Below are 18,315 nucleotides of genomic sequence, written 5' to 3'. Positions count from 1 at the left end.
ACCAGGTGAGAGTCAGCGGCTGAGAGTGGCCCACACCTCGACAAAGACACCGCGGTCCACTTGGTCGACTTCGAAGCCGGCGTTGGCGACGGTGCCGGCGAACGTCTCAGCGTCCCAAACCGTGTACCAGCGGCGGCCGTCGACCTCGTCCAACCAGCCGGTCTGACCGGAGGACTTCAGACAGACATAGAGTCTGCCGCCGGGCCGCAGCAAGCGGGCGAACTGGTCGAGGACCTCCATGGTGTCCGACTCGGAGAGATGCACGAGCGAGGCAGCTGCCCAGACCCCGTCGAACGTTCCGGCCGGAAATCGGGACCCGACCTTGCGCAGATCGCACTGTGAGGTGGGCGCGTGGCGGTTGGCCATGGCGACAAAATCCGGGTTGAGGTCGACGCCACGGGCGATGTGCCCGTGGGCGTTGAACCAGGCAAGATCGCGGCCGGGGCCGCAGCCGGCGTCAAGGATCAGCGAGGGCCTTGGCAACGAGCTCGCGAATTGCTCGACCCTCTCGGACATCTTTGTGGCGTGCGTTGTCTCATAGTCGTCGGCGTGGTCGCTGTAGACCGCGACGGACTCGGCAACGGGGTCAACCTGCGGTTCCTCGCTGCTGCCCGTGGGGTGTGTAGCCATCCTGTCCCTCAGTGCCGGATTGCCGACGTGCTGTACCGCCGGTGCGTGGCACGTCGCTCGCAATCGATCATCCACCCATGCTGTCCGGCCGGGTGCCCTGTTGGCCAGTGACCCAAGCCGAGAGCGACCAAGGACGAACACGAAGTTCGTTCAACTAGTGAGTGGGAAAACAGGCACTGAGCTTGTCGTTCAACGTCGTCTCCGTTGGGGGTGGGGATGGAACAGGCGGTATTCGAATCCGTCAGGTACTCCGCTGTGTTCCCGGACTGCGGTGCGGGGCTGGAGTGCTGGGGAGTTCAGGCCCTAGTAGGGCCTGTCGTTTGGATCAGCCTGCAGACGCGGGGCGATCAGGCGCCGTCGCTCCCCCGCAGCCTGATCCACACGGCAGACCCTAACCATCTCCAAGCGGGCCGGCTGCATCGAGCATTTCCTCAATGTCGCCACCGGCGCCCATGTTCCGAGGGAGTTGGATCGGGAGCTGAGCAAGGTTGTTGAGGACTCCACTGGTATTCGCGGTGCGGCCGATCGCGGTGAGCTCGTGGTGTGCGTTGATCATGGTGTTGTTGTAGGCGGCATTCCCGATGCCCAGAACGTTCCCACTGGCCCATACCTGCGCGGCGCCAATGCCAGTGAAAGTAGTTGTAGTCGCCGCCACCGCAAGGAGACGACTGGCCGAACGTTTGGTAAGCGTGGAGCCCCCGGATGCTGAACAATTCAGGTGGTACCTCCACCCGGCCCTCTAACGAGCAACTCCATAGATCGGACACTGAGTCGGCGACGTCGTTCGAGCCGGTGAGGGGGCAGCATTCGACGTAGGGAGTTTCGTTTTCGCATCACCGTGCAGACCAGAGGAAGATGCCCGCGATGTGGAGTCCGGCGAGGTAGATGGTCGCAGTCTTCTCGTAACGGGCGGCGATGCCTCGCCACTGTTTCAAGCGGTTGATGCAGCGTTCGACGGTGTTGCGCTGCTGGTACGCCTCACGGTCGAAGGCCGGCGGCCTGTCGCCCTGGCTGCCGCGCCGCAGACGGTGTCCGCGCTGGTCGGCCGGGACGGGGATGACCGCCCGGATCCCGCGCTTGCGCAGGTGCTCGCGGATCGCGCGGGAGGAGTACGCCTTATCGGCCAGCACCACGTCCGGCCTGATGCGGGGCCGTCCACAAGGGCGGGGAACGCACAGGCGGGACATGACGTCCGTGAAGGCGGGTGCGTCGCCAGCCTGACCGGCGGTGAGGAAGAACGCAAGTGGTCGGCACCGACCGTCGGCCGCGAGGTGGATCTTCGTGGTCAGTCCGCCGCGGGACCGGCCGATGGCGTGGTCGTCGGCTCGTCGGCCGGGGCCCCTTTTTTCGGGCTCCGGCCGCGTGCTGGTGCGCGCGCACGATGGTCGAGTCGACCGAGACAGCCCAGTTGAGGACTTCGTCGGCGTCTGCCAGTGCGACCAGCGCGGTGAACACCCGCTCCCAGGTGCCGTCGACGGCCCACATGCGCAGGCGGTTGTACACGCCCCGCCAGTTGCCGTACTTCGCCGGCAGGTGCACCCATTGAGTACCGGTCTGGAACTTGAAGGCGATCGCGTCGATCACCTCACGATGATCACGCCAGCGCCCACCCCGCTTCGGCGTCCGGTCCGGCAGCAACGGCTCGATCCGCGCCCACTGCGCATCAGTCAACGGCACACCCGGACCAACGACCGCCTGCCCAAACGAAATGGCCTAGCCCGCCAGTGACCGCTCCACCATACGAACTAAGTCCTTTTCGCGTCAGCCCGCACAGCCGAGCTCTTCGTCGGACGCACAGCCATCGAACGCGCCCAAGAGCGCGCCCCTTCGACAGGTTGGCCAGTTGATCGGACGTACCTGCCGGACTAGTGATCACCGACGCACCGTGGGACCGAGTCGAGCCTTTAATGCCGGCCGATCCGGTCCCGCGACGACGGTGGGCCGATCACCGCCACAACCTTGGCCGCCACCCGGAAGTACCGCACCAATTCACCCCTGCGTGACTTGCCAGGCTAAATTGGACCGTTCCGGCCGCTCACATCAGTCCGCAGTTTCTACCTTCGCAGTTCCGGTGGTCCCGGCGAACACCGTGTTCCCCTGGTAGGTGAACTTGACTGTCTTCCCGCCAGTGTTGCCACTGGTATTGATTTCGCAGGCGAAATTACCCAGGAGATCTGTCGTAGCCTGGCATTCGTAACCACCAGGAACGACCATCTTGACCGGCTGGCCGGGCACTGGAACGAGGTTTGTCACGTCTTCCGTGAGGCGACCGCTGAGGTTCAGTTGGCCCACGATGTCACTGGCACCGAGCTCCGTGAACTTTGTCGGGACGATGGACGCGACCTGCTTGGTTCCGTGCACTGCGGTGGCCGGAGTGGCCCAGGCTGCTCCCGAAGTGACGCCTGCGGTCAAGAGAGACGTCATGGCGAGAGCCATCACTGTCTTGGTCAGTTTCAAGAAATCTCCCCTCTCGATTGGTTCACTAGATGGCGTGCCCATGGCGACAGCTCAGGAACGCAAATATGTGGCAGTTCACCCGTCCGGCCGATGACGCTGAGAATCCCCGCCTCGCTGAATGCGCCCTGAGATGCGCTGCGCGCCCCCGCGCATTCTCAATATTCTCACCAGCACCACGCAACACAGAATTACCTTGGTGCCCCCGGAAAAGAGCCAAGACTCCCGAGCGGCGAACACAGGACAGGCGCGCGACTTCCCATAGCACCATCAGCACACAAAGGAAATAACCTAACCTGTGGGACCGAGCATGGCATTAACGCTCTCGCCCGACTGCTTCGCGCAGCTGCAAGGCGGAGGAGGGCGGCAACGCGGAGCGTTGGCAACCGACGACATCGCCGCAGATGTGCGTGCCAGACCTCGCGTCTGCAGGCTGATCCAAACGACAGGCCCTAGCTCGGGCAGATCGAGGCCTCGATGTGGGCGAGTTGGGCGGCGAGGATCTCTTCGAACGCGGCGCGGCGATCCGCCCCGAGGGGACGGACGTCGCGGGCGAAGTGGGCCAGGGTCGGGAAGCGTTCAGGGTCGGCGCCCAGAACCGCCACGCGAAACAGCTCCATGCCCTGTTCGTACTCTCCGGGGGTGATGGTGCTGACCCCGGCCTCGGAGGCGATCAACGCGGCGATGAGGACCGCGATGCGGTGGTAGCGCGCCGGGATCTCCTCGTCGGGCAGCCCCGACGTGCACAGGGCGTGCAGCACCTCTTCCATGACCAGCCGGGAACCGGTGCCGCTTGATGCGTAGCGCCCCCAGACTGCGGCGAGCTGGGGCTGCCGCCCGAAGGCCTGTCTCACCTGCAGGGCCAGGGACGTGATGCGCTGCTTCCAGTCACCCTCGGGGCGGTAGCCGTCCATCGCGGCCAGCAGAATTCGGTCGGCGACTGCACGCAGCAGTTCGGTCTTGCTACGGAAGTGCCGGTAGAGGCTGGAGGAATCGGTCCCGAGGGCCGCGGCCAGCTTGCGCACGCTGAACGAATCCGCCTCGCCCGTGCGCAGCAACTCCGCCGCCGCATCCAGGATCTCTTCGGTTGACCAACGCCTTCGGCCTGCCATCTTGCTCCTCTCGCCGGATCTCATCCTACCTGTGCACCTAGCGTTGCACGCACCGCGTGCATAATGAGGGCATGGGTGTGCCGGGCGGACCGGCATGCCACTCGTGCCCAGTTGTCCGGGTCAGCGGCCGACGTGCTCACCCGGGGAACACGAAAGGACGCATGACGTGAAGAGCCCACTGGATTGCGCGGCACTGAACGCCGCCATCGAAAACGTCCACCGTGCCGGGATGCCGGGCCTGTTCGCCGAGGTGCGCGACGGCGACCAGGTCTGGCGCGGCGCCGCCGGGGTCGCCGATGTCGTCACCGGTCGCCCCGTCACCGCCGACATGCGGCACCGGGTCGGCAGCATCACCAAGACCTTCACCGCCGCAGCAGTTCTGCAGCAGGTCGAGAGCGGTCAGATCGGGCTCGACACACCGATCGGCCGGTACCTTCCGAAGCTGGTTCCCGGAGAACACGGTGACACGATCACGGTCCGAATGCTGATCAACCACACCAGCGGACTCGCCGAGTACCTCCCGTACGCCTACCCCTCCCTCAAGGCGTTCCCCGCCCTCGCCGACACCGGGCCCCAGAGCCTGGACGACCACCGGTTCACGCGGTTCGACCCCACTGAACTGATCGAGATGGGAGTCACCGCACCCGCCGTCGGTGCCCCGGGCGGTGCACCGGGGGTGTACTCCAACACCAACTACCTGCTCCTCGGCCGGCTCCTGGAACAGGTGACCGGCACGACGGCCGAGCGGTACATCACCCGGAACGTCATCGAGCGCGCCGGACTCCGGGACACCGCACTCCCCACCGGACCGTACGTCGACGGGCCGCACTCGCAGCTCTACGAGGCGTGGTTCGGCATGATCGACCCGCCGCGCGACTACAGCGTCTACGACATGGCATGGGTGCGGCCGGCGGCTTCGCTGATATCGACCGTCGCGGACCTCAACCGCTTCTACCGCATGCTGCTGGCCGGGGAGATCGTCAGCCCGTCGTCGCTGGCGCAGATGCAACGCACCGGCCCGGTCATCTCCCAAGAGGGAAAGACGATCGACTACGGTCTCGGCCTGCACCCGATGGAGGGTCCCGGTCAGGGCACCTTCTGGGGCCATGGCGGCACGGTCTGGGGTGGTGGAGCGCTGGCCATGACCCGTGCCGACGGCAAGCGGCAGATGGCAGCCGCGGTGAACCTCCAGCGGTGGAACAGGCTCGACTCCTCCGGCAAGCCGCAGCCTCACCCCATCGACGACGCGCTTGCGACTCTTCACCGCGTGGCGATGTACGGCTGACCGGGCCGCCTGCTGAACCCGTTGGCTGCTCTCATTCGTCGTCGTCCATCGTCGAGGCCGCCCGCCACGCGAGGACCTGCGCCCACTGCGTGACCCGGCGACCGTCCACCTCGACGAGGACGACGAGGGCCCCGGCCACGTGCCCGCCGGGATGGCGTGTCAGACCATGGCGAGCCGGTCCACCAGCAGCTCCACCCTCTGCTCGGTGTCCTCCGCCGGCAGCCGCCCGGCTCGGGTCAGGGTCGCAAGGCCGTGCAGGGACGCCCAGAACACCTCGGTGAACAGCCCCGGGGCGACGCCGTTCCCGGCGACCTCGCCGAGGCTCTCCAGCAGCGCGGCGAAAGCGTCCTTGAGAGGTTCCGGGGTGTCCTCCTGCGCGAACGCCAGGCCGCCGTCGAGCTGGAACATGGCGTCGTAGACCGCCGGGTTGCGTGCGGCGAAGTCGAGGTAGGCGCGCGCGAGGGCGGCGACCCGCTCGCGCGGGCCGTTCGCGCTGGAGGCCGCGGCCCGTACCGCCGCGGCCATCTCCGCAGCACCCTCCAGGGCGACGGCGCCGATGATCTCGCGTTTGCCGCGGAAGTGGCTGTAGAGGACGGGCTGGCTGTATTCGATGCGCTCGGCGAGCCGGCGGGTGGTGACCGCGTCCCAGCCCTGCTGCTCGGCGAGTTCGCGGGCCGTCGCCACGATGAGGCGCTCGCGGACCGCCCGTTCGCGCTGCTTGCGTTCCTGTACCGACATCACTCGATCCTAGCATCGCTAGACATTCAAGCGGCAGCAGTACTAGCGTGGCCACATCACCTAGCGCCGCTAGATTCCAGGAGAGGGCGTCATGCTCAACGCACTTCAGGTCATCACCACCGTGGTCGTCGGCCTGATGGTGGGGGTGGAGTTCTCCGTCGCCTTCGTCATCAACCCGATCCTCAACGCCCTCCCCGAGGACAGCGGCCAACTCGGCCGCTCCCATGGGGGCCGGATGCTCGGCGCCGTGATGCCGGTCTGGTACATCGGCTCGCTCGTCCTCGTCGCGGTCTGGGCCATCGCCCGATGGCACCACCACGGCACCGGCCTCGTCGTCACCGCCGGCGCGCTGCTGATCCTCAGCGTGATCATGTCGCTCCTGCTGCTCGTCCCGATCAACAACCGGGGCAAGACGTGGGCCCCTGACAACCGGCCCGCCGACTGGAAGGAGCAGATGAACCGCTGGGACCGCTTCCACTACGTCCGCGTCGCCGTCATCATCGCCGCCTTCACCCTGCTGGTCACCGCCCTCGTCTGAGCCCGCGGGCTCACCCGCCCGGTCGTCAGCCGCAACCGCTCGGCCGTGCGCCCGAAGTGCGGCACCGCCACCTCCATTCGCATCCAGGACCCGGACACCAACACCCTTGAAATCAGCTGCTATTCGCAGGACGCGGGCCCCAGCGACACCCATTGACCGACAGCGAGAGGACGTACCGCAAATGACCAAGCTGCAGAGTCTCGACCCGCACACTCCGATGTTCGCGCAGTTCAAGGAGAAGACCGGGCCCATCGTCCTGGCCAACACCTTCTTCGTCCCGAAGGGGAGGACTGAATCGTTCCTGGCCCTCTTTCGGAGGCAGGCCGAGTTCATGAAGGCTCAGCCGGGATTCGTCTCCCTGCAGATGCACAAGGGAACGGCGGACAGCCGGCTCCTGATGAACGTCGCGGTCTGGGAGTCGACCGAGGCGCTCGCCACGGCGTTCGGCAGCCCGGAGTTCCAGCGCATGGCGGCCGAGTTCCCCGACGACATCGTGTCGTACCCGCACATCTTCGAGCAGATCGACGCATGACACGGCAGCTGCAGCCGGGGTAGGGCAGCCGGAGAAGCCCTGCCCTCCCCCGGGCGGTCACGCATCCATGCACCATGCCGGGTCGCCAAGGCCACCGAGCACCGCGCCGCTGCTTGAAGCGGTTGAAGCACCGCTCGACCACGTTGCGCTGCTTGTAGCGCTCGCGGTCACAAGCTGGTCGGCACCCGCCCGCTCGGCCCCGCCGGGCCCGGTCGGCCACCTGATCGGCCCGCTCGGGAATGTGTGCCCGATCCCGCGGGCACACAGGTGCAAACGGATGGCACGGGTGCTGTAGCCCTGGTCGCCCAGCACATGGTCCGGGCGGGTGCGCGGCCGGCCCGAACTGCGGTGGCCGCCGCTCCGGTCCCGGGTCGATGCGGAGGCGGACATCGTCCTGCGCATGCCGCCCGGCACGAGCGTGTTGAGGCCACGCTGACCAGGCTGGAGGCCGCGGTCCCGGCGTGGGCGGCCACCGCCGGAGCCGACGAGCGCGACACCCTCGTGGCGACCCTCGCCGATCACCGGGCAGTCCCGCTCGAACACCTCGGCGACGAAGCGGCCACCCTCCTTCCGCTCGCAGCCGAGCACATCACCGAAAAGGAATGGGCCTCCCTGGGCGACCACCTGGTGGCCAACACGCCCAAGCTCACCCTCTTCGGCCTCGTCCTGGAGGACGCGAACCGCCGAGCGCGCCACGCTCCTGTCCGCCCTCCCCGCGCCGGTACGCGACATCTGGCACGTCATCGGCCGCCCTCGCTACGCCCGCCACATCAGCCGCGCCGCGCCGCCTGACCAGGCCCCCTACGACTCACCAGGCTCCACCAAGCTCACGAAGACTCGCAAGGAGAAGAACCATGCCGCTGAAGAAGATCAACACCGTCCTGGCCGCCGCCTTCATCCTCTTCATCCTCTGGTTCGGGACGAAGTTCATCCTGAGCCCGGAGACGACGGCGCCGGGCTACGGCCTGCCGAACCGGCCGTCCGGCGACGGCGACGGCTTCCTGGTCATCAAGGGAATCCGCGACGTCGTCCTGGCCCTGGTCCTGGGCATCCTGCTGGTGACGGGTCACCGCCGGGCGCTGGGCTGGGTGCTGCTGGTGGAAGCCCTCGCCGCGTACGGCGACATGACCAACGTGCTGGCCCACCACGGCTCCGTGGCCACCGCACTCGGCGTCCACGGCCTGACCGCGACGCTGATGGTGGTCAACGGCCTGCTGATGATGCACGAGACCCGCAAGGTCGCGGCCGCTCCGGCGACACCCGCCCCGCAGCCCGCCTGATCCGATCGGTCCAAGGTGGCCCGGACCCCGGCCGGGCCACCTTGGCACGTGCCGGTATTCGCGTGTCAGCACCCGCCGGGAACGGCCAGGCAGACGATCTTCTTCCAGTGAGCGACGACCTGACGGCCGAGGCGGCCTGCTGCACCGCAGCGGCCACGGCCACCTGGACTGGCCGGTATTGGGCGTGTGCGCCGCCTCGACGCGGCAGCCCGCAAGGGCAAGCACGGCGGCCGGCCCCCTTCATCACCGACGACATGCTGCACACCGTGCTCCGACGCCGGGCGAACGGTGAGTCAGTCGAGCAGATCCAGCCCGACCTGACCATCCCCACCGGCAGATGGCCGGCCGGCCTGCAGGCCGGAACGCACGTGGCCTGGCCACGTCAGGCGGGCGCGAGTCCGGTGATCAGGGACTGGGCGATCATGTCGGCGCCCTGAGCAGCGGACAGCTCCGGCATCTCGTGCGAGGCGAGGTTGGTGAGGTGGATGAGCAGCGAGCGGGCCCACCGATCCGGAAGGCCGGCGCGGATGACACCCTGGCGCACCGCGCGAGCCATGAAAGTGTCGAGTTGCTCGATCAGCCGGCGGAGGCGAGCGGCTGCCGCCTCGTCCTGTACCTGTTGCACATCCACCGGCCACCGCCTGCTGACGGTGATGATGCCCTCCGCGTACCGGTGCAGCGCCACCATCACGGGCGCCTCGGTCAGCCGCGCGTCGGCGATGACCTTCTCGCAGGCGTCGAGCTTGGCCGCGTGGACAGCGGCCATCAGCGCCTCGCGGGTCTTGAAGCGGCGGTAGACGGTACGTCGGTCGACGCCCGCCGCCGCCGCGATCGCCGCGATGCTCGTGCTGGGGTCGCGCGCCAGTAGGCGTGCTCCGGTCTGCAGGACCGCGTCCAGGTTGCGTGCCGCGTCAGCTCTCATCGTGACCGAAGCATACGCAGGGGTGGGGCTGATGAACCAGTAAGAGCCGCATAGCTATTGCGAGTTCCTATAGAACTGTCACATAGTTGTGGCGGTTGCCCTGCTCGGCGCGTCTACCGTCGCGTCATCCTCATTCCAGGAGTCATGCGTGAGCCCGATCCACATGTCCGAGAAATTGAAAGAAGCCCTCGATGCCAGGGTCTTCGTCACCGTGGCAACCCTTCAGCCTGACGGGAGCCCGCACCAGTCAGTGGTCTGGATGGGGAGGGACGGCGGCGACCTCTTCTTCGTGACCGGTGTCGACAAGCTCAAAGTGCGCAATCTGCGGCGCGATCCACGGCTGAGCGTGGCGGTCAACCCGCCGGACGAGCCATACGGGTACGCGGTGATCAGCGGCACCGCCCGGTTCGAAAGCGCGGGCAGCCGTCGGCGCATGGACGAACTGGCCGTCAAGTACACCGACAAGACCTACGCCGAACACCACCCGGAGTCCTACGCCACCCTCCCGGAACTGGTCACCGTCCACCTCACCCCCGAGAAGATCGCGGCCCGCTTCCTGTGAGCCGTTGGAGCAACAAAGGAGCACTGTGACGAAGACCTACGTCATCACAGGCGGCACGGACGGCATCGGCAAGGCTGTCGCCCACAGGTACCTGGAACGGGGGCAGGAGGTGGTGGTCGTCGGGCGCAGCGCGCAGAAGGGCCGGGCATGGCTCGATGCCGCGCGACAACGTGGCGCAGCCGAGCGCGCGCACTTCATACATACGGGCGCTCATGCAAGGCGGGCGGCTCAACGACCTGCTCGCCGTCAGCTTCACCGACGGCCGACCGGGGACGAAGGTGCGGTACGTCCTGCTCCACCCGGGAACGGTCAGCACGAGCTTCTCAGGGCAGTACGCCCCGGACGTCATGGCGCAGATCAACGCCATCCGCCGGACCGCCCAGCCGGTCCAGGAAGCCATAATCCCGATCCTCAGGACGCTGGACGACCCACCCGACGCGCCGCTCAGCGCCTTCGTGCGGGACGAACCACTCAGCCCACACGGTCCCGGGTTCACGGTCGAGGAAGCACGGCGACTACACCTGCACACCAACGGGCTGTTGGCTGACTGAGCAACAGGAACGACGGGGGGCTGAGGTGGCGGATCTCACGGGGCCTGACGAGGAGGGATCCGGCGATGGCCACCCAGCTCGACTACCACTGGCACCTGCGCAAAGTCATGGCCGACCGGGCGAGCCGCCGCTGGAGACTGGGCCGCCTACACCGCCGAGGTCAGCCGCCGCACTTCACCACACCATCCGATCCATGAACCAGGAGCACCGACGTGAGATTCGACGATCACCGCGTGGTCATCACCGCCGCCGGCCGCGATTTCGGGCGCACTTTGGCCATCCATCTCGCGGACCTCGGCGCCGAGGTCTTCCTCTCCGCGCGCACTCTCGCCGCCGCTGAGCGTGTCCGCGACGAGATTCGCGGCCGAGGGCACCAACAGGTCCACGCCTTCGCCTGCGACTTGACGGACCCCGCCTCGATCCGCGACTTCGCTGCCGACGTCACCCAGCGCACCGACCACATCGACGTGCTGATCAACAACGGCTCCCGCTACCTCGAAAGCCCAGATCTCCCATCCGCCTCCGACGCCGACGTCGTCGACACCATCGCATCCGGCGCCACCGGCACCGTCCTGACCGTGAAGAACTTCCTCCCTCTCCTGCTCAACTCGGCCAAGCCGGACGTGGTGACGATGGTTTCCGCCTGCGGAACGGGCGGTCATCACCGCTCGGACGCGCACGAAGCCTTCTACGCGGCCAAGAGCGCCCAGGCAGGGTTCGCCGAGATCCTCTCCAAGCGCCTGCGGCCGCGGGGAGTCCGGGTGATCTCCCTCTACCCGCCCGACTTCGACAACCCTGACCCGCTCTCCGAGGAATGGGAGACCACACCACGCGAGGCCAAGAACGCCCTCACCGCGCAGTCACTCGTGGAGTGCATCCTCTTCGCCGTCGCCCAGCCCCGCGACTGCTTCATCAAGGCATTCCACTTCGAACAGGTCTGACCGATTCCTGGCACGTCCACACAGGCGACTGACACCGCGGTCGGGGGCGGCGCTGAGGGCCCGCAGCACCTCGCTGCGGGCCCTTTGCCCGCTCGGCCCAGGCCCCAGGTGCGCCGAGCCGTCGCCGGCCGGTCACTGCTCCAGTTGCCGCCACCACCAGTTCAAGGACGGTACGGCGGGCGGCGCGAGGCTCGGGTCACTCGGGGAATCGCTCCGGACCACATCGAAGGTCGCCCCCTCCACCGGCCAGGCGTTGCGGTTGCGGGGGCTCGCGTAGCGGGGAGCGACGTTCTGCCACGCGATGCTGCCGGCGATGTAGCTCTCCAGGGAATCGAGGTATCGCTGGAGCTGCTCGTCCGCCCCCCGAGCGAGCTGTGCGCGTAGACGGAGGAAGAGGGTCATCACCCGGTCCCGCAGGGCGACTGCCTCAGGGACCGCCTCTCTGGGGGCGCATCCTCGCTCGTGGGCCAAGACGTTGATCAGGTTCTGCTCCCATGGCTCTTGATCGTCGTCCTTGTTGTAGGAGAAGAGATCGTTGTCGGCGGCGACGATCCACCCCGCTGCGTCGGTCACGGCCTGGACCGGGGCCGCGTAGAGGGTGTCCGGCGGCAGGTCGATCCCGTTCGCGGAGTCGGCCCATGTGAGGCTGAACCGGGTGCCGTTCGCGAGAGCGCCGAGGCCGGCGTAATCGGTGAGGCTGGGCATGCGACCGCGCTCGGCCTGAGCCGTGCGCCAGCCCGCCCCGGTCAACCAGTCCCTTGCTCCCTCCGCGAACCTGCGCAGCTGGAATGGCGTGAGCAGGTCGTGTGTCCTGCGCACCAGGTCGTCCAGCGCCGAGGTGAGGGGCCCCGGGGGGAGGAGGGCGCAGCCGGGCATCTCCAGGGACCGGGCAAGTCGGGCGCCGTGGTCGGTGATGGACGCGGTGCTGGTGGCGGCCGGTCCGGAGTCCTGCCAGTCGTCAACGGCGTTCGCCCAGTAGTTCCACAAGGTGAACGTCAGCACGTGGTCGACGTTGCCGTTGGGGATGATCCTGCAGGAGAAGTCGGCGCTGTGCGTGGCCAGGCCCCAGGCACGTTCGGTGGCGTCGGGGTAGATCCCGAAGGCATCGATCCATTCCGTGGCGTGCCTCTCGATCTCCGCTGCCCTGGGGTGGCGGGTGGCGGCGAACGGGCAGAAGAACGGCGGAAGTTGCCAGCCGATTCGTGACGCGTGGCCGTGTTCGGCGATCACGGTCAGCTGCCTCCGAGCCGGAAATGCAGCAGGCGGGTTTCCACGGCGTGGTCGCGCCAGATGCGGAACAGTTTGCCGTGGGCGATGGCGCTCTGTTGGAGCCGCTCCCGAGACCAGGATGCCCGATCGCCACCCCGTTCCAGACGAGACAGTTCGGCCGTGTTCCAGGCCATGGACTGCAGCCAGAACTCGCTGACGCCGTCCGTGACGTCCTCATCCTGCTCCAGCTCGAAGCCGGCGCTCTCAGCAGCGCGGATGTACTCGGTGAGGGTGCCGAGCCGCGTCTTGTAGTAGTCGTCGATCCAGTCGATCCATTCGGGACGGCAGATGAAGTGCTCCTGGATACCGAACCAACCCCCGGGCCGCAGGGCCTTCGCCACCACCTGAAACAGCCGCTTGCGGTCCATATAGCCTGAGCTTTCGATGGCGTAGGCAGCGTCGTAGCGACCCTCGTGGGTCAGGTCGTGGATGTCGCCGACGCGAGGGGCTACGCGGCCGGAAACACCTGCCTGCCGGGCGAGCTCCCTGATGACCGGTATGTGGTCGCTCGCGACGGTGAGACCCGTGACCTTCGCGCCATGTTCCTGCGCCCAGTAGAGGCTGCCACCGCCGAGCCCGCAACCGATGTCGAGCAGGTGCGCGGGAAAGGACTGGCCGACCGCCCAGGTGCGCGCGGCGCGGTCGAGAATCGCTTCCTGGGCGCTGATGATCCGGCTCTTGAGGACCCGCTGGGAGACGGTCGTGTTGAGCTTGTCTGCCGGATCGAACAGGCCCACGTGGAAGTGGACCCGGGGCCCAGGACCGTACTTGTGGAGTATGTCCTGGGTCTTGCGTGCGTAGTAACGCGGCACTTCCGTGTCATCGAACGCCGGACCGTCTGCGCGCGAATGAGTGACAGGGTGAGCGTTCATCGGTTCTCCGGATTGTCATCGAATCCACTCGGGGGCCGGGCCGGACTGCCCGCGACTGGCCGGAATGATGCCATCACGCCGCGCGTATCCGGCCGTTGATATTCAGTTGTGATCAGCAACGATCCTCTCTACGTTCCGGTCACGCCACATTGCTGTCGAATCTGGAAGCCCCGAGGGACCCGCGTGAAAGGTTGCCCGCAGCAGCCGCCCGTCGGCCACGCCTTGGTCGTGCCCCGGCTGCGGCCTCGCCGCCCCATGGCTGGTGATGCCGGACGGCGCCATCGACCGCTTCCATGGCGGCTGCCAACCGGCCCCGGCGTACTCGACCTTGGGCGGGGCTCGCGGAGGGGCGGGCGCGCCCTCGGCGGCATCCTCGTCGGAAGGGCAGCCGTCCGGCGTCGCCCCGGAGGCCAGCCGACCCGGGGCCACGCGCGCACACCGCACTGGGACGCCTCGTCGCGACAGCCCATCTCGCCTCGCCTCGTCGCGACAGCCCATCTCGCCTCGGCACGGGCGTCGCGCGCGCGGAAGACCGGGCCGGCGTTCGCCCGGTGCTGGAGGACCGGCGCAGGCTCTACCGCGACGAAGCGCCGCCGGGGCAGGCCGAATTACCCCGAGCCGAGGCGCCTCATCGGAATCCCTCAGGTGAGCGCCTCATCCCGGCTGGGCGACGCCCGCGGCGAGTGGCGATTCACCCGATGTCGACGAGGAGATCGCCTCCCTCCACCTGCTGGATCTGGTTGATGGCCAGCCTGGCCACCCGCCCGGTCTTCGGGGCGGTGATCGCGGCTTCCATCTTCATCGCCTCGATGGTGGCCACCGTGGTGCCGGCCTCCACCTCGTCGCCCTCGGCCACCGCGAGGGTCACCACCCCGGCGAACGGCGCGGCGACGTGGCCGGGGTTGCCCCGGTCGGCCTTCTCCGTCACCGGTACGTCGGCGGCCGCCGCGGTGTCACGTACCTGGATGGGCCGCAGCTGGCCGTTCAGGGTGGACACCACGGTGCGCATGCCGCGTTCGTCGGCCTCGCCGACGGCCTCCAGCTCGATCAGGAGCCGTACGCCCGGCTCGAGGTCGACGGCGTACTCCGTTCCGGAACTCAGCCCGTAGAAGAAGTCCTTGCTGTCCAGCACGCTGGTGTCGCCGTATGCCTGGCGATGTGCGTCGAAGTCGCCCGCCGGCCCGGGGAAGAGCAGCCTGTTGAGCGTCGCGCGCCGGTCCTTCTCCAGTCCGGCACGGTCGTCGGCGGTCAGTTCCTGCACGGGCCTGGGTTCGGCACGGCCCTCCAGCGCCTTGGCGCGGAACGGCTCCGGCCACCCGCCGGGCGGGTTGCCCAACTCGCCGCGCAGGAAGCCGATGACGGAGTCGGGGATGTCGAACTCGTTCGGCGTCGCCTCGAAGTCCTCCGGCTTCACCCCGGCGCCCACCAGGTGCAGGGCCAGGTCCCCGACCACCTTGGACGACGGGGTCACCTTCACCAGGTGGCCGAGAATCCGGTCGGCGGCGGCGTACATCGCCTCGATCTCCTCGAAGCGGTCGCCCAGGCCGAGCGCGACGGCCTGCGCGCGCAGGTTGGAGAGCTGTCCGCCGGGGATCTCGTGGTGGTACACCCGGCCGGTCGGCGAGGCCAGGCCCGCCTCGAACGGCGCATAGATCCTGCGGACGCTCTCCCAGTACGGCTCCAGGTCCCCGACCGCCTTCAGATCCAGCCCGGTGGGCCGTTCGGAGTGGTCGGTCGCGGCCACGATCGCCGACAGCGAAGGCTGCGAGGTGGTGCCGGCCATGGACGCCACCGCACCGTCCACCGCGTCCGCGCCGGCCCGGATCGCGGCGAGATAGCTGGCCAGCTGGCCGCCCGCGGTGTCATGGGTGTGCAGGTGCACCGGCAGGTCGAACTCGCGGCGCAGGGCGGAGACGAGCGTCTCGGCGGCCGGCGCCCGGAGCAGTCCCGCCATGTCCTTGATGGCCAGGACATGCGCGCCGGCCTCCACGATCTGCTCGGCCAGGCGGAGGTAGTAGTCCAGGGTGTAGAGCCGCTCGGACGGGTCGGACAGGTCGGAGGTGTAGCAGAGGGCGACCTCGGCGACGGCCGTTCCGGTCTCCCGTACGGCGTCGATGGCGGGCCGCATCTGCCCGACGTCGTTGAGCGCGTCGAAGATCCGGAAGATGTCGATACCGGTGGCGGCGGCCTCCTGCACGAAGGCGTCGGTCATTTCGGTCGGGTACGGCGTGTAGCCCACGGTGTTGCGGCCGCGCAGCAGCATCTGCAGGCAGATGTTCGGCACGGCTTCGCGGAGTGCGGCCAGGCGCTCCCAGGGGTCCTCGGCGAGGAAGCGGAGGGCGACGTCGTACGTGGCGCCGCCCCAGCACTCCAGGGACAGCAGTTGCGGCATCGTCCGCGCCACCACCGGGGCGACGGCGAGCATGTCCTTGGTACGGACCCGGGTGGCGAGCAGCGACTGGTGGGCGTCGCGGAAGGTGGTGTCGGTGACTCCGATGGCCGGTGACTCGCGCAGCCACCGGGCGAACCGTTCCGGGCCGAGTTCGGCGAGCCGCTGCCGGGAGCCGGCGGGCGGTTCGGTGGCGGGCAGGGGTGGCAGTTTGGTGCTCGGGGCGATCAGCTCGGGCCGTGCGCCGTGCGGCTTGTTCACCGTCACGTCCGCGAGGTAGGTCAGCAGCTTCGTGCCGCGGTCGGCGGAGTGGCGCGTGGTGAGCAGGTGCGGGCGCTCTTCGATGAACGACGTGGTCACCCGCCCGGCCCGGAAGTCCGGGTCGTCCAGAACGGCTTGCAGGAACGGGATGTTCGTGGCCACGCCGCGGATGCGGAACTCTGCCACGGCGCGCCGAGCCCGGCCGATGGCGGTGTTGAAGTCCCGGCCCCGGCAGGTGAGTTTGACCAGCATCGAATCGAAATGCGCGCTGATCTCCGTACCGGCGTGCGTGGTGCCGCCGTCCAGACGGATCCCCGAGCCGCCCGGCGACCGGTAGGCGCTGATCCGGCCGGTGTCCGGGCGGAAGCCGTTGGCGGGGTCCTCGGTGGTGATACGGCACTGCAGCGCGGCGCCGTGCAGGGCGACCGTGTCCTGCGTGAGGCCGAGATCGTCCAGCGTCTCACCTGCGGCGATACGCAGCTGCGCCTGTACGAGGTCGACGTCGGTGACCTCCTCGGTCACCGTGTGCTCGACCTGGATGCGCGGGTTCATCTCGATGAAGACATGGTTGCCGTCGCGGTCGAGCAGGAATTCCACGGTGCCCGCGTTGCGGTAGCCGATCTGCCGCGCGAAGGTCACGGCGTCGGCGCAGATCCGCTCGCGCAGCGCCGGGTCGAGGTTCGGCGCGGGCGCGAGTTCGATCACCTTCTGGTGTCGGCGCTGCATCGAGCAGTCGCGCTCGAAGAGGTGGATGACGTTGCCGTGCCCGTCGGCGAGGATCTGCACCTCGATGTGGCGGGGGTCCACGACGGCCTTCTCCAGGAAGACGGTGGGATCGCCGAACGCGGACGCGGCCTCGCGGGCCGCCGCCTCGATGGACTCGCGCAGCGTCGCGGGGTCCTCGACGCGGCGCATACCGCGTCCTCCGCCTCCGGCGACCGCCTTGACGAACACGGGAAAGCCGATGTCCTCGGAGGCGCGGACCAGTTCGTCCACGTCGGTGGAGGGCTGGGAGGACCCGAGCACGGGTACGCCGGCCGCGCGCGCGGCGGCCACCGCGCGCGCCTTGTTCCCGGTCAGTTCGAGCGTGTCCGTGCTCGGCCCGACGAACGTGATGTCCGCCTCCTCGCACGCACGCGCCAAGTCGGGGTTCTCGGACAGGAATCCATAGCCCGGGTACACCGCGTCCGCCCCCGCCTGGCGCGCGGCCCTGACGATCTCCTCCACGGAGAGGTAGGCACGCACCGGGTGTCCCGGCTCGCCGATTTCGTGTGCCTCGTCGGCCTTCAGCCGGTGCAGTGAGTTGCGGTCCTCGTGCGGGAAGACGGCAACGGTTTTCGCGCCCAGCTCATAGCTGGCGCGGAAGGCGCGAATCGCGATCTCACCACGATTGGCGACCAGTACCTTGCGGAACATTCACGATCCCTTCAGCCTGCCGTTGACGGACACCACGGTGTCCGCTGGGGGCAGATCAGACGCCGGGCTCGCAATAACGTGTCACCCGACCAGGCTCCATGTAACCCAGCAATGGGTGAGCAGGAACCCTGCCAGAGGTGGCAATAGCCGCGATGGCCGACGGCCGGGTTCGCCGGACAGGGCCCGGGCCCCCGCGCTACCCCCCCAGGCGGCCCGCGCAGGGGTAGCCGCGTGGACGCCCCCGCAGCACGCCCCTCGCCCGGCTCGCCACCCGCTACGACGGGACCGTCACCATCGGCCGAGCGGCACTCCAGCTCGCGGCCGTCCGGATCCGGACCGCACGATGCTCCGAATGCATCGGCCTAGCCGGAGATCTGGATGGCCCCGGACGGGCAGAGGTGGCCGGCCTCCCGCGCGGCGGGCTCGTCGTCGCCCTCTGGGGCGGACCGGAGCACTGTGACGAGGCCGTCGTCGTCCTGGTCGAAGACGTCGGGTGCGTTCAGCGCGCACATACCCGCGCCCACGCAGACGTTTCGGTCGGCGGTCACCCGCATGACCACTCC

At 68.4% G+C, this 18,315-nt stretch carries 19 protein-coding genes and 3 pseudogenes; 10 read left to right on the top strand and 12 right to left on the bottom strand.

The features are described from left to right. Positions 1 to 12: 12 nt before the first annotated feature. The 3 genes from ACGFML_RS17305 to ACGFML_RS17295 form a co-directional block, all read right to left on the bottom strand. On the bottom strand, positions 13 to 630 hold the full coding sequence (locus ACGFML_RS17305) for a class I SAM-dependent methyltransferase (protein ID WP_393544506.1): 618 nt from the start codon (positions 628 to 630) through the stop codon (positions 13 to 15). A 391-nt stretch (positions 631 to 1,021) separates the two neighbouring features. Then, positions 1,022 to 1,186, bottom strand: coding sequence for a hypothetical protein (locus ACGFML_RS17300; RefSeq protein ID WP_393544504.1), 165 nt, complete (start codon positions 1,184 to 1,186; stop codon positions 1,022 to 1,024). A 277-nt stretch (positions 1,187 to 1,463) separates the two neighbouring features. Then, a protein-coding gene (locus ACGFML_RS17295) for an IS5 family transposase (protein WP_393544502.1) occupies positions 1,464 to 2,307 on the bottom strand; the annotation gives its coding sequence in 2 pieces (ribosomal slippage) (positions 1,464 to 1,965 and positions 1,964 to 2,307; 846 coding nt in all). 230 nt (positions 2,308 to 2,537) lie between these two features. Between ACGFML_RS17295 and ACGFML_RS17290 the strand changes: the two are divergent. After that, positions 2,538 to 2,640, top strand: a pseudogene (locus ACGFML_RS17290) (IS5/IS1182 family transposase); the annotation flags it as partial. 30 nt (positions 2,641 to 2,670) lie between these two features. Here ACGFML_RS17290 and ACGFML_RS17285 read toward each other — a convergent pair. Together ACGFML_RS17285 and ACGFML_RS17280 are read right to left on the bottom strand one after the other, a co-directional pair. Next, positions 2,671 to 3,087, bottom strand: a complete 417-nt coding sequence (locus ACGFML_RS17285; RefSeq protein ID WP_393544500.1) for a hypothetical protein — start codon at positions 3,085 to 3,087, stop codon at positions 2,671 to 2,673. A gap of 449 nt (positions 3,088 to 3,536) precedes the next feature. Further along, positions 3,537 to 4,196 carry a TetR/AcrR family transcriptional regulator gene (locus tag ACGFML_RS17280; protein WP_393544499.1) on the bottom strand — a complete coding sequence of 220 codons (660 nt, stop codon included), beginning with the start codon at positions 4,194 to 4,196 and terminating at the stop codon, positions 3,537 to 3,539. 166 nt (positions 4,197 to 4,362) lie between these two features. Between ACGFML_RS17280 and ACGFML_RS17275 the strand changes: the two genes are divergently transcribed. After that, the gene (locus ACGFML_RS17275; RefSeq protein ID WP_393544497.1) at positions 4,363 to 5,481 is read left to right on the top strand and encodes a serine hydrolase domain-containing protein; all 1,119 of its coding nucleotides are present in this window, start codon (positions 4,363 to 4,365) and stop codon (positions 5,479 to 5,481) included. Between the two features lie 159 nt (positions 5,482 to 5,640). On the opposite strand, the gene ACGFML_RS17270 is transcribed toward ACGFML_RS17275, so the two are convergent. Further along, positions 5,641 to 6,219 carry a TetR/AcrR family transcriptional regulator gene (locus ACGFML_RS17270; protein WP_393544495.1) on the bottom strand — a complete coding sequence of 193 codons (579 nt, stop codon included), beginning with the start codon at positions 6,217 to 6,219 and terminating at the stop codon, positions 5,641 to 5,643. Positions 6,220 to 6,310: 91 nt separating this feature from the next. On the opposite strand from ACGFML_RS17270, the gene ACGFML_RS17265 reads away from it, so the two are divergent. Next, the gene (locus tag ACGFML_RS17265) at positions 6,311 to 6,757 is read left to right on the top strand and encodes an anthrone oxygenase family protein (protein ID WP_393544493.1); all 447 of its coding nucleotides are present in this window, start codon (positions 6,311 to 6,313) and stop codon (positions 6,755 to 6,757) included. 181 nt (positions 6,758 to 6,938) lie between these two features. After that, on the top strand, positions 6,939 to 7,289 hold the full coding sequence (locus tag ACGFML_RS17260) for an antibiotic biosynthesis monooxygenase family protein (protein WP_393544491.1): 351 nt from the start codon (positions 6,939 to 6,941) through the stop codon (positions 7,287 to 7,289). A gap of 103 nt (positions 7,290 to 7,392) precedes the next feature. On the opposite strand, the pseudogene ACGFML_RS17255 reads toward ACGFML_RS17260, so the two are convergent. Further along, positions 7,393 to 7,631 (bottom strand): annotated as a pseudogene (locus ACGFML_RS17255) (transposase); the annotation flags it as partial. 159 nt (positions 7,632 to 7,790) lie between these two features. Between ACGFML_RS17255 and ACGFML_RS17250 the strand changes: the two are divergent. Both ACGFML_RS17250 and ACGFML_RS17245 read left to right on the top strand, forming a co-directional pair. Continuing rightward, positions 7,791 to 8,081 (top strand): hypothetical protein, encoded by a 291-nt coding sequence (locus ACGFML_RS17250; RefSeq protein WP_393544490.1) that lies wholly within the window; start codon positions 7,791 to 7,793, stop codon positions 8,079 to 8,081. Between the two features lie 62 nt (positions 8,082 to 8,143). Continuing rightward, positions 8,144 to 8,569 carry a DUF4267 domain-containing protein gene (locus tag ACGFML_RS17245; protein ID WP_393544488.1) on the top strand — a complete coding sequence of 142 codons (426 nt, stop codon included), beginning with the start codon at positions 8,144 to 8,146 and terminating at the stop codon, positions 8,567 to 8,569. Positions 8,570 to 8,951: 382 nt separating this feature from the next. On the opposite strand, the gene ACGFML_RS17240 is transcribed toward ACGFML_RS17245, so the two are convergent. Beyond that, positions 8,952 to 9,491 carry a TetR family transcriptional regulator gene (locus ACGFML_RS17240; protein ID WP_393544486.1) on the bottom strand — a complete coding sequence of 180 codons (540 nt, stop codon included), beginning with the start codon at positions 9,489 to 9,491 and terminating at the stop codon, positions 8,952 to 8,954. A gap of 148 nt (positions 9,492 to 9,639) precedes the next feature. Here ACGFML_RS17240 and ACGFML_RS17235 point away from each other — a divergent pair, with 148 nt between their 5' ends. The 4 genes and pseudogenes from ACGFML_RS17235 to ACGFML_RS17220 all read left to right on the top strand — a co-directional run bounded on the left by ACGFML_RS17235 (position 9,640) and on the right by ACGFML_RS17220 (position 11,545). Then, entirely contained in the window at positions 9,640 to 10,053 is a 414-nt protein-coding gene (locus tag ACGFML_RS17235; protein WP_393544484.1) for a PPOX class F420-dependent oxidoreductase, read from the top strand. A 25-nt stretch (positions 10,054 to 10,078) separates the two neighbouring features. Then, positions 10,079 to 10,216, top strand: a pseudogene (locus tag ACGFML_RS17230) (SDR family NAD(P)-dependent oxidoreductase); the annotation flags it as partial. A gap of 49 nt (positions 10,217 to 10,265) precedes the next feature. After that, on the top strand, positions 10,266 to 10,604 hold the full coding sequence (locus ACGFML_RS17225) for a hypothetical protein (RefSeq protein WP_393544709.1): 339 nt from the start codon (positions 10,266 to 10,268) through the stop codon (positions 10,602 to 10,604). Positions 10,605 to 10,816: 212 nt separating this feature from the next. Then, the gene (locus tag ACGFML_RS17220) at positions 10,817 to 11,545 is read left to right on the top strand and encodes an SDR family oxidoreductase (protein ID WP_393544482.1); all 729 of its coding nucleotides are present in this window, start codon (positions 10,817 to 10,819) and stop codon (positions 11,543 to 11,545) included. Between the two features lie 132 nt (positions 11,546 to 11,677). On the opposite strand, the gene ACGFML_RS17215 is transcribed toward ACGFML_RS17220, so the two are convergent. From ACGFML_RS17215 to ACGFML_RS17200, 4 genes are all read right to left on the bottom strand, one after another. Next, on the bottom strand, positions 11,678 to 12,775 hold the full coding sequence (locus ACGFML_RS17215; protein WP_393544481.1) for a hypothetical protein: 1,098 nt from the start codon (positions 12,773 to 12,775) through the stop codon (positions 11,678 to 11,680). Between the two features lie 2 nt (positions 12,776 to 12,777). After that, positions 12,778 to 13,686: an SAM-dependent methyltransferase gene (locus ACGFML_RS17210; RefSeq protein WP_393544479.1), complete on the bottom strand. Its 909-nt coding sequence runs from the start codon at positions 13,684 to 13,686 to the stop codon at positions 12,778 to 12,780. 691 nt (positions 13,687 to 14,377) lie between these two features. Continuing rightward, entirely contained in the window at positions 14,378 to 17,752 is a 3,375-nt protein-coding gene (locus ACGFML_RS17205; protein ID WP_393544477.1) for a pyruvate carboxylase, read from the bottom strand. A 362-nt stretch (positions 17,753 to 18,114) separates the two neighbouring features. Further along, on the bottom strand, positions 18,115 to 18,306 hold the full coding sequence (locus tag ACGFML_RS17200; RefSeq protein WP_393544475.1) for a ferredoxin: 192 nt from the start codon (positions 18,304 to 18,306) through the stop codon (positions 18,115 to 18,117). Between the last annotated feature and the right edge of the window lie 9 nt (positions 18,307 to 18,315).

The organism is Streptomyces sp. NPDC048650, assembly GCF_043199095.1.
Classification (GTDB): Bacteria; Actinomycetota; Actinomycetes; order Streptomycetales; family Streptomycetaceae; genus Streptomyces.
Note: the sequence above shows the minus strand (reverse complement) of the source record. Positions and strands in the feature narration are given on the sequence as shown.

Excerpts from the sequence above, each read along its gene's own strand:
- ACGFML_RS17280 (WP_393544499.1), bottom strand. The coding sequence starts at position 4,196 with ATGGCAGGCCGAAGGCGTTGGTCAACCGAAGAGATCCTGGATGCGGCG.
- ACGFML_RS17265 (WP_393544493.1), top strand. The coding sequence starts at position 6,311 with ATGCTCAACGCACTTCAGGTCATCACCACCGTGGTCGTCGGCCTGATG.
- ACGFML_RS17270 (WP_393544495.1), bottom strand. The coding sequence starts at position 6,219 with ATGTCGGTACAGGAACGCAAGCAGCGCGAACGGGCGGTCCGCGAGCGC.
- ACGFML_RS17200 (WP_393544475.1), bottom strand. The coding sequence starts at position 18,306 with ATGCGGGTGACCGCCGACCGAAACGTCTGCGTGGGCGCGGGTATGTGC.
- ACGFML_RS17210 (WP_393544479.1), bottom strand. The coding sequence starts at position 13,686 with ATGAACGCTCACCCTGTCACTCATTCGCGCGCAGACGGTCCGGCGTTC.
- ACGFML_RS17305 (WP_393544506.1), bottom strand. The coding sequence starts at position 630 with ATGGCTACACACCCCACGGGCAGCAGCGAGGAACCGCAGGTTGACCCC.
- ACGFML_RS17260 (WP_393544491.1), top strand. The coding sequence starts at position 6,939 with ATGACCAAGCTGCAGAGTCTCGACCCGCACACTCCGATGTTCGCGCAG.
- ACGFML_RS17240 (WP_393544486.1), bottom strand. The coding sequence starts at position 9,491 with ATGAGAGCTGACGCGGCACGCAACCTGGACGCGGTCCTGCAGACCGGA.
- ACGFML_RS17245 (WP_393544488.1), top strand. The coding sequence starts at position 8,144 with ATGCCGCTGAAGAAGATCAACACCGTCCTGGCCGCCGCCTTCATCCTC.
- ACGFML_RS17225 (WP_393544709.1), top strand. The coding sequence starts at position 10,266 with ATGCAAGGCGGGCGGCTCAACGACCTGCTCGCCGTCAGCTTCACCGAC.
- ACGFML_RS17300 (WP_393544504.1), bottom strand. The coding sequence starts at position 1,186 with ATGATCAACGCACACCACGAGCTCACCGCGATCGGCCGCACCGCGAAT.
- ACGFML_RS17205 (WP_393544477.1), bottom strand. The coding sequence starts at position 17,752 with ATGTTCCGCAAGGTACTGGTCGCCAATCGTGGTGAGATCGCGATTCGC.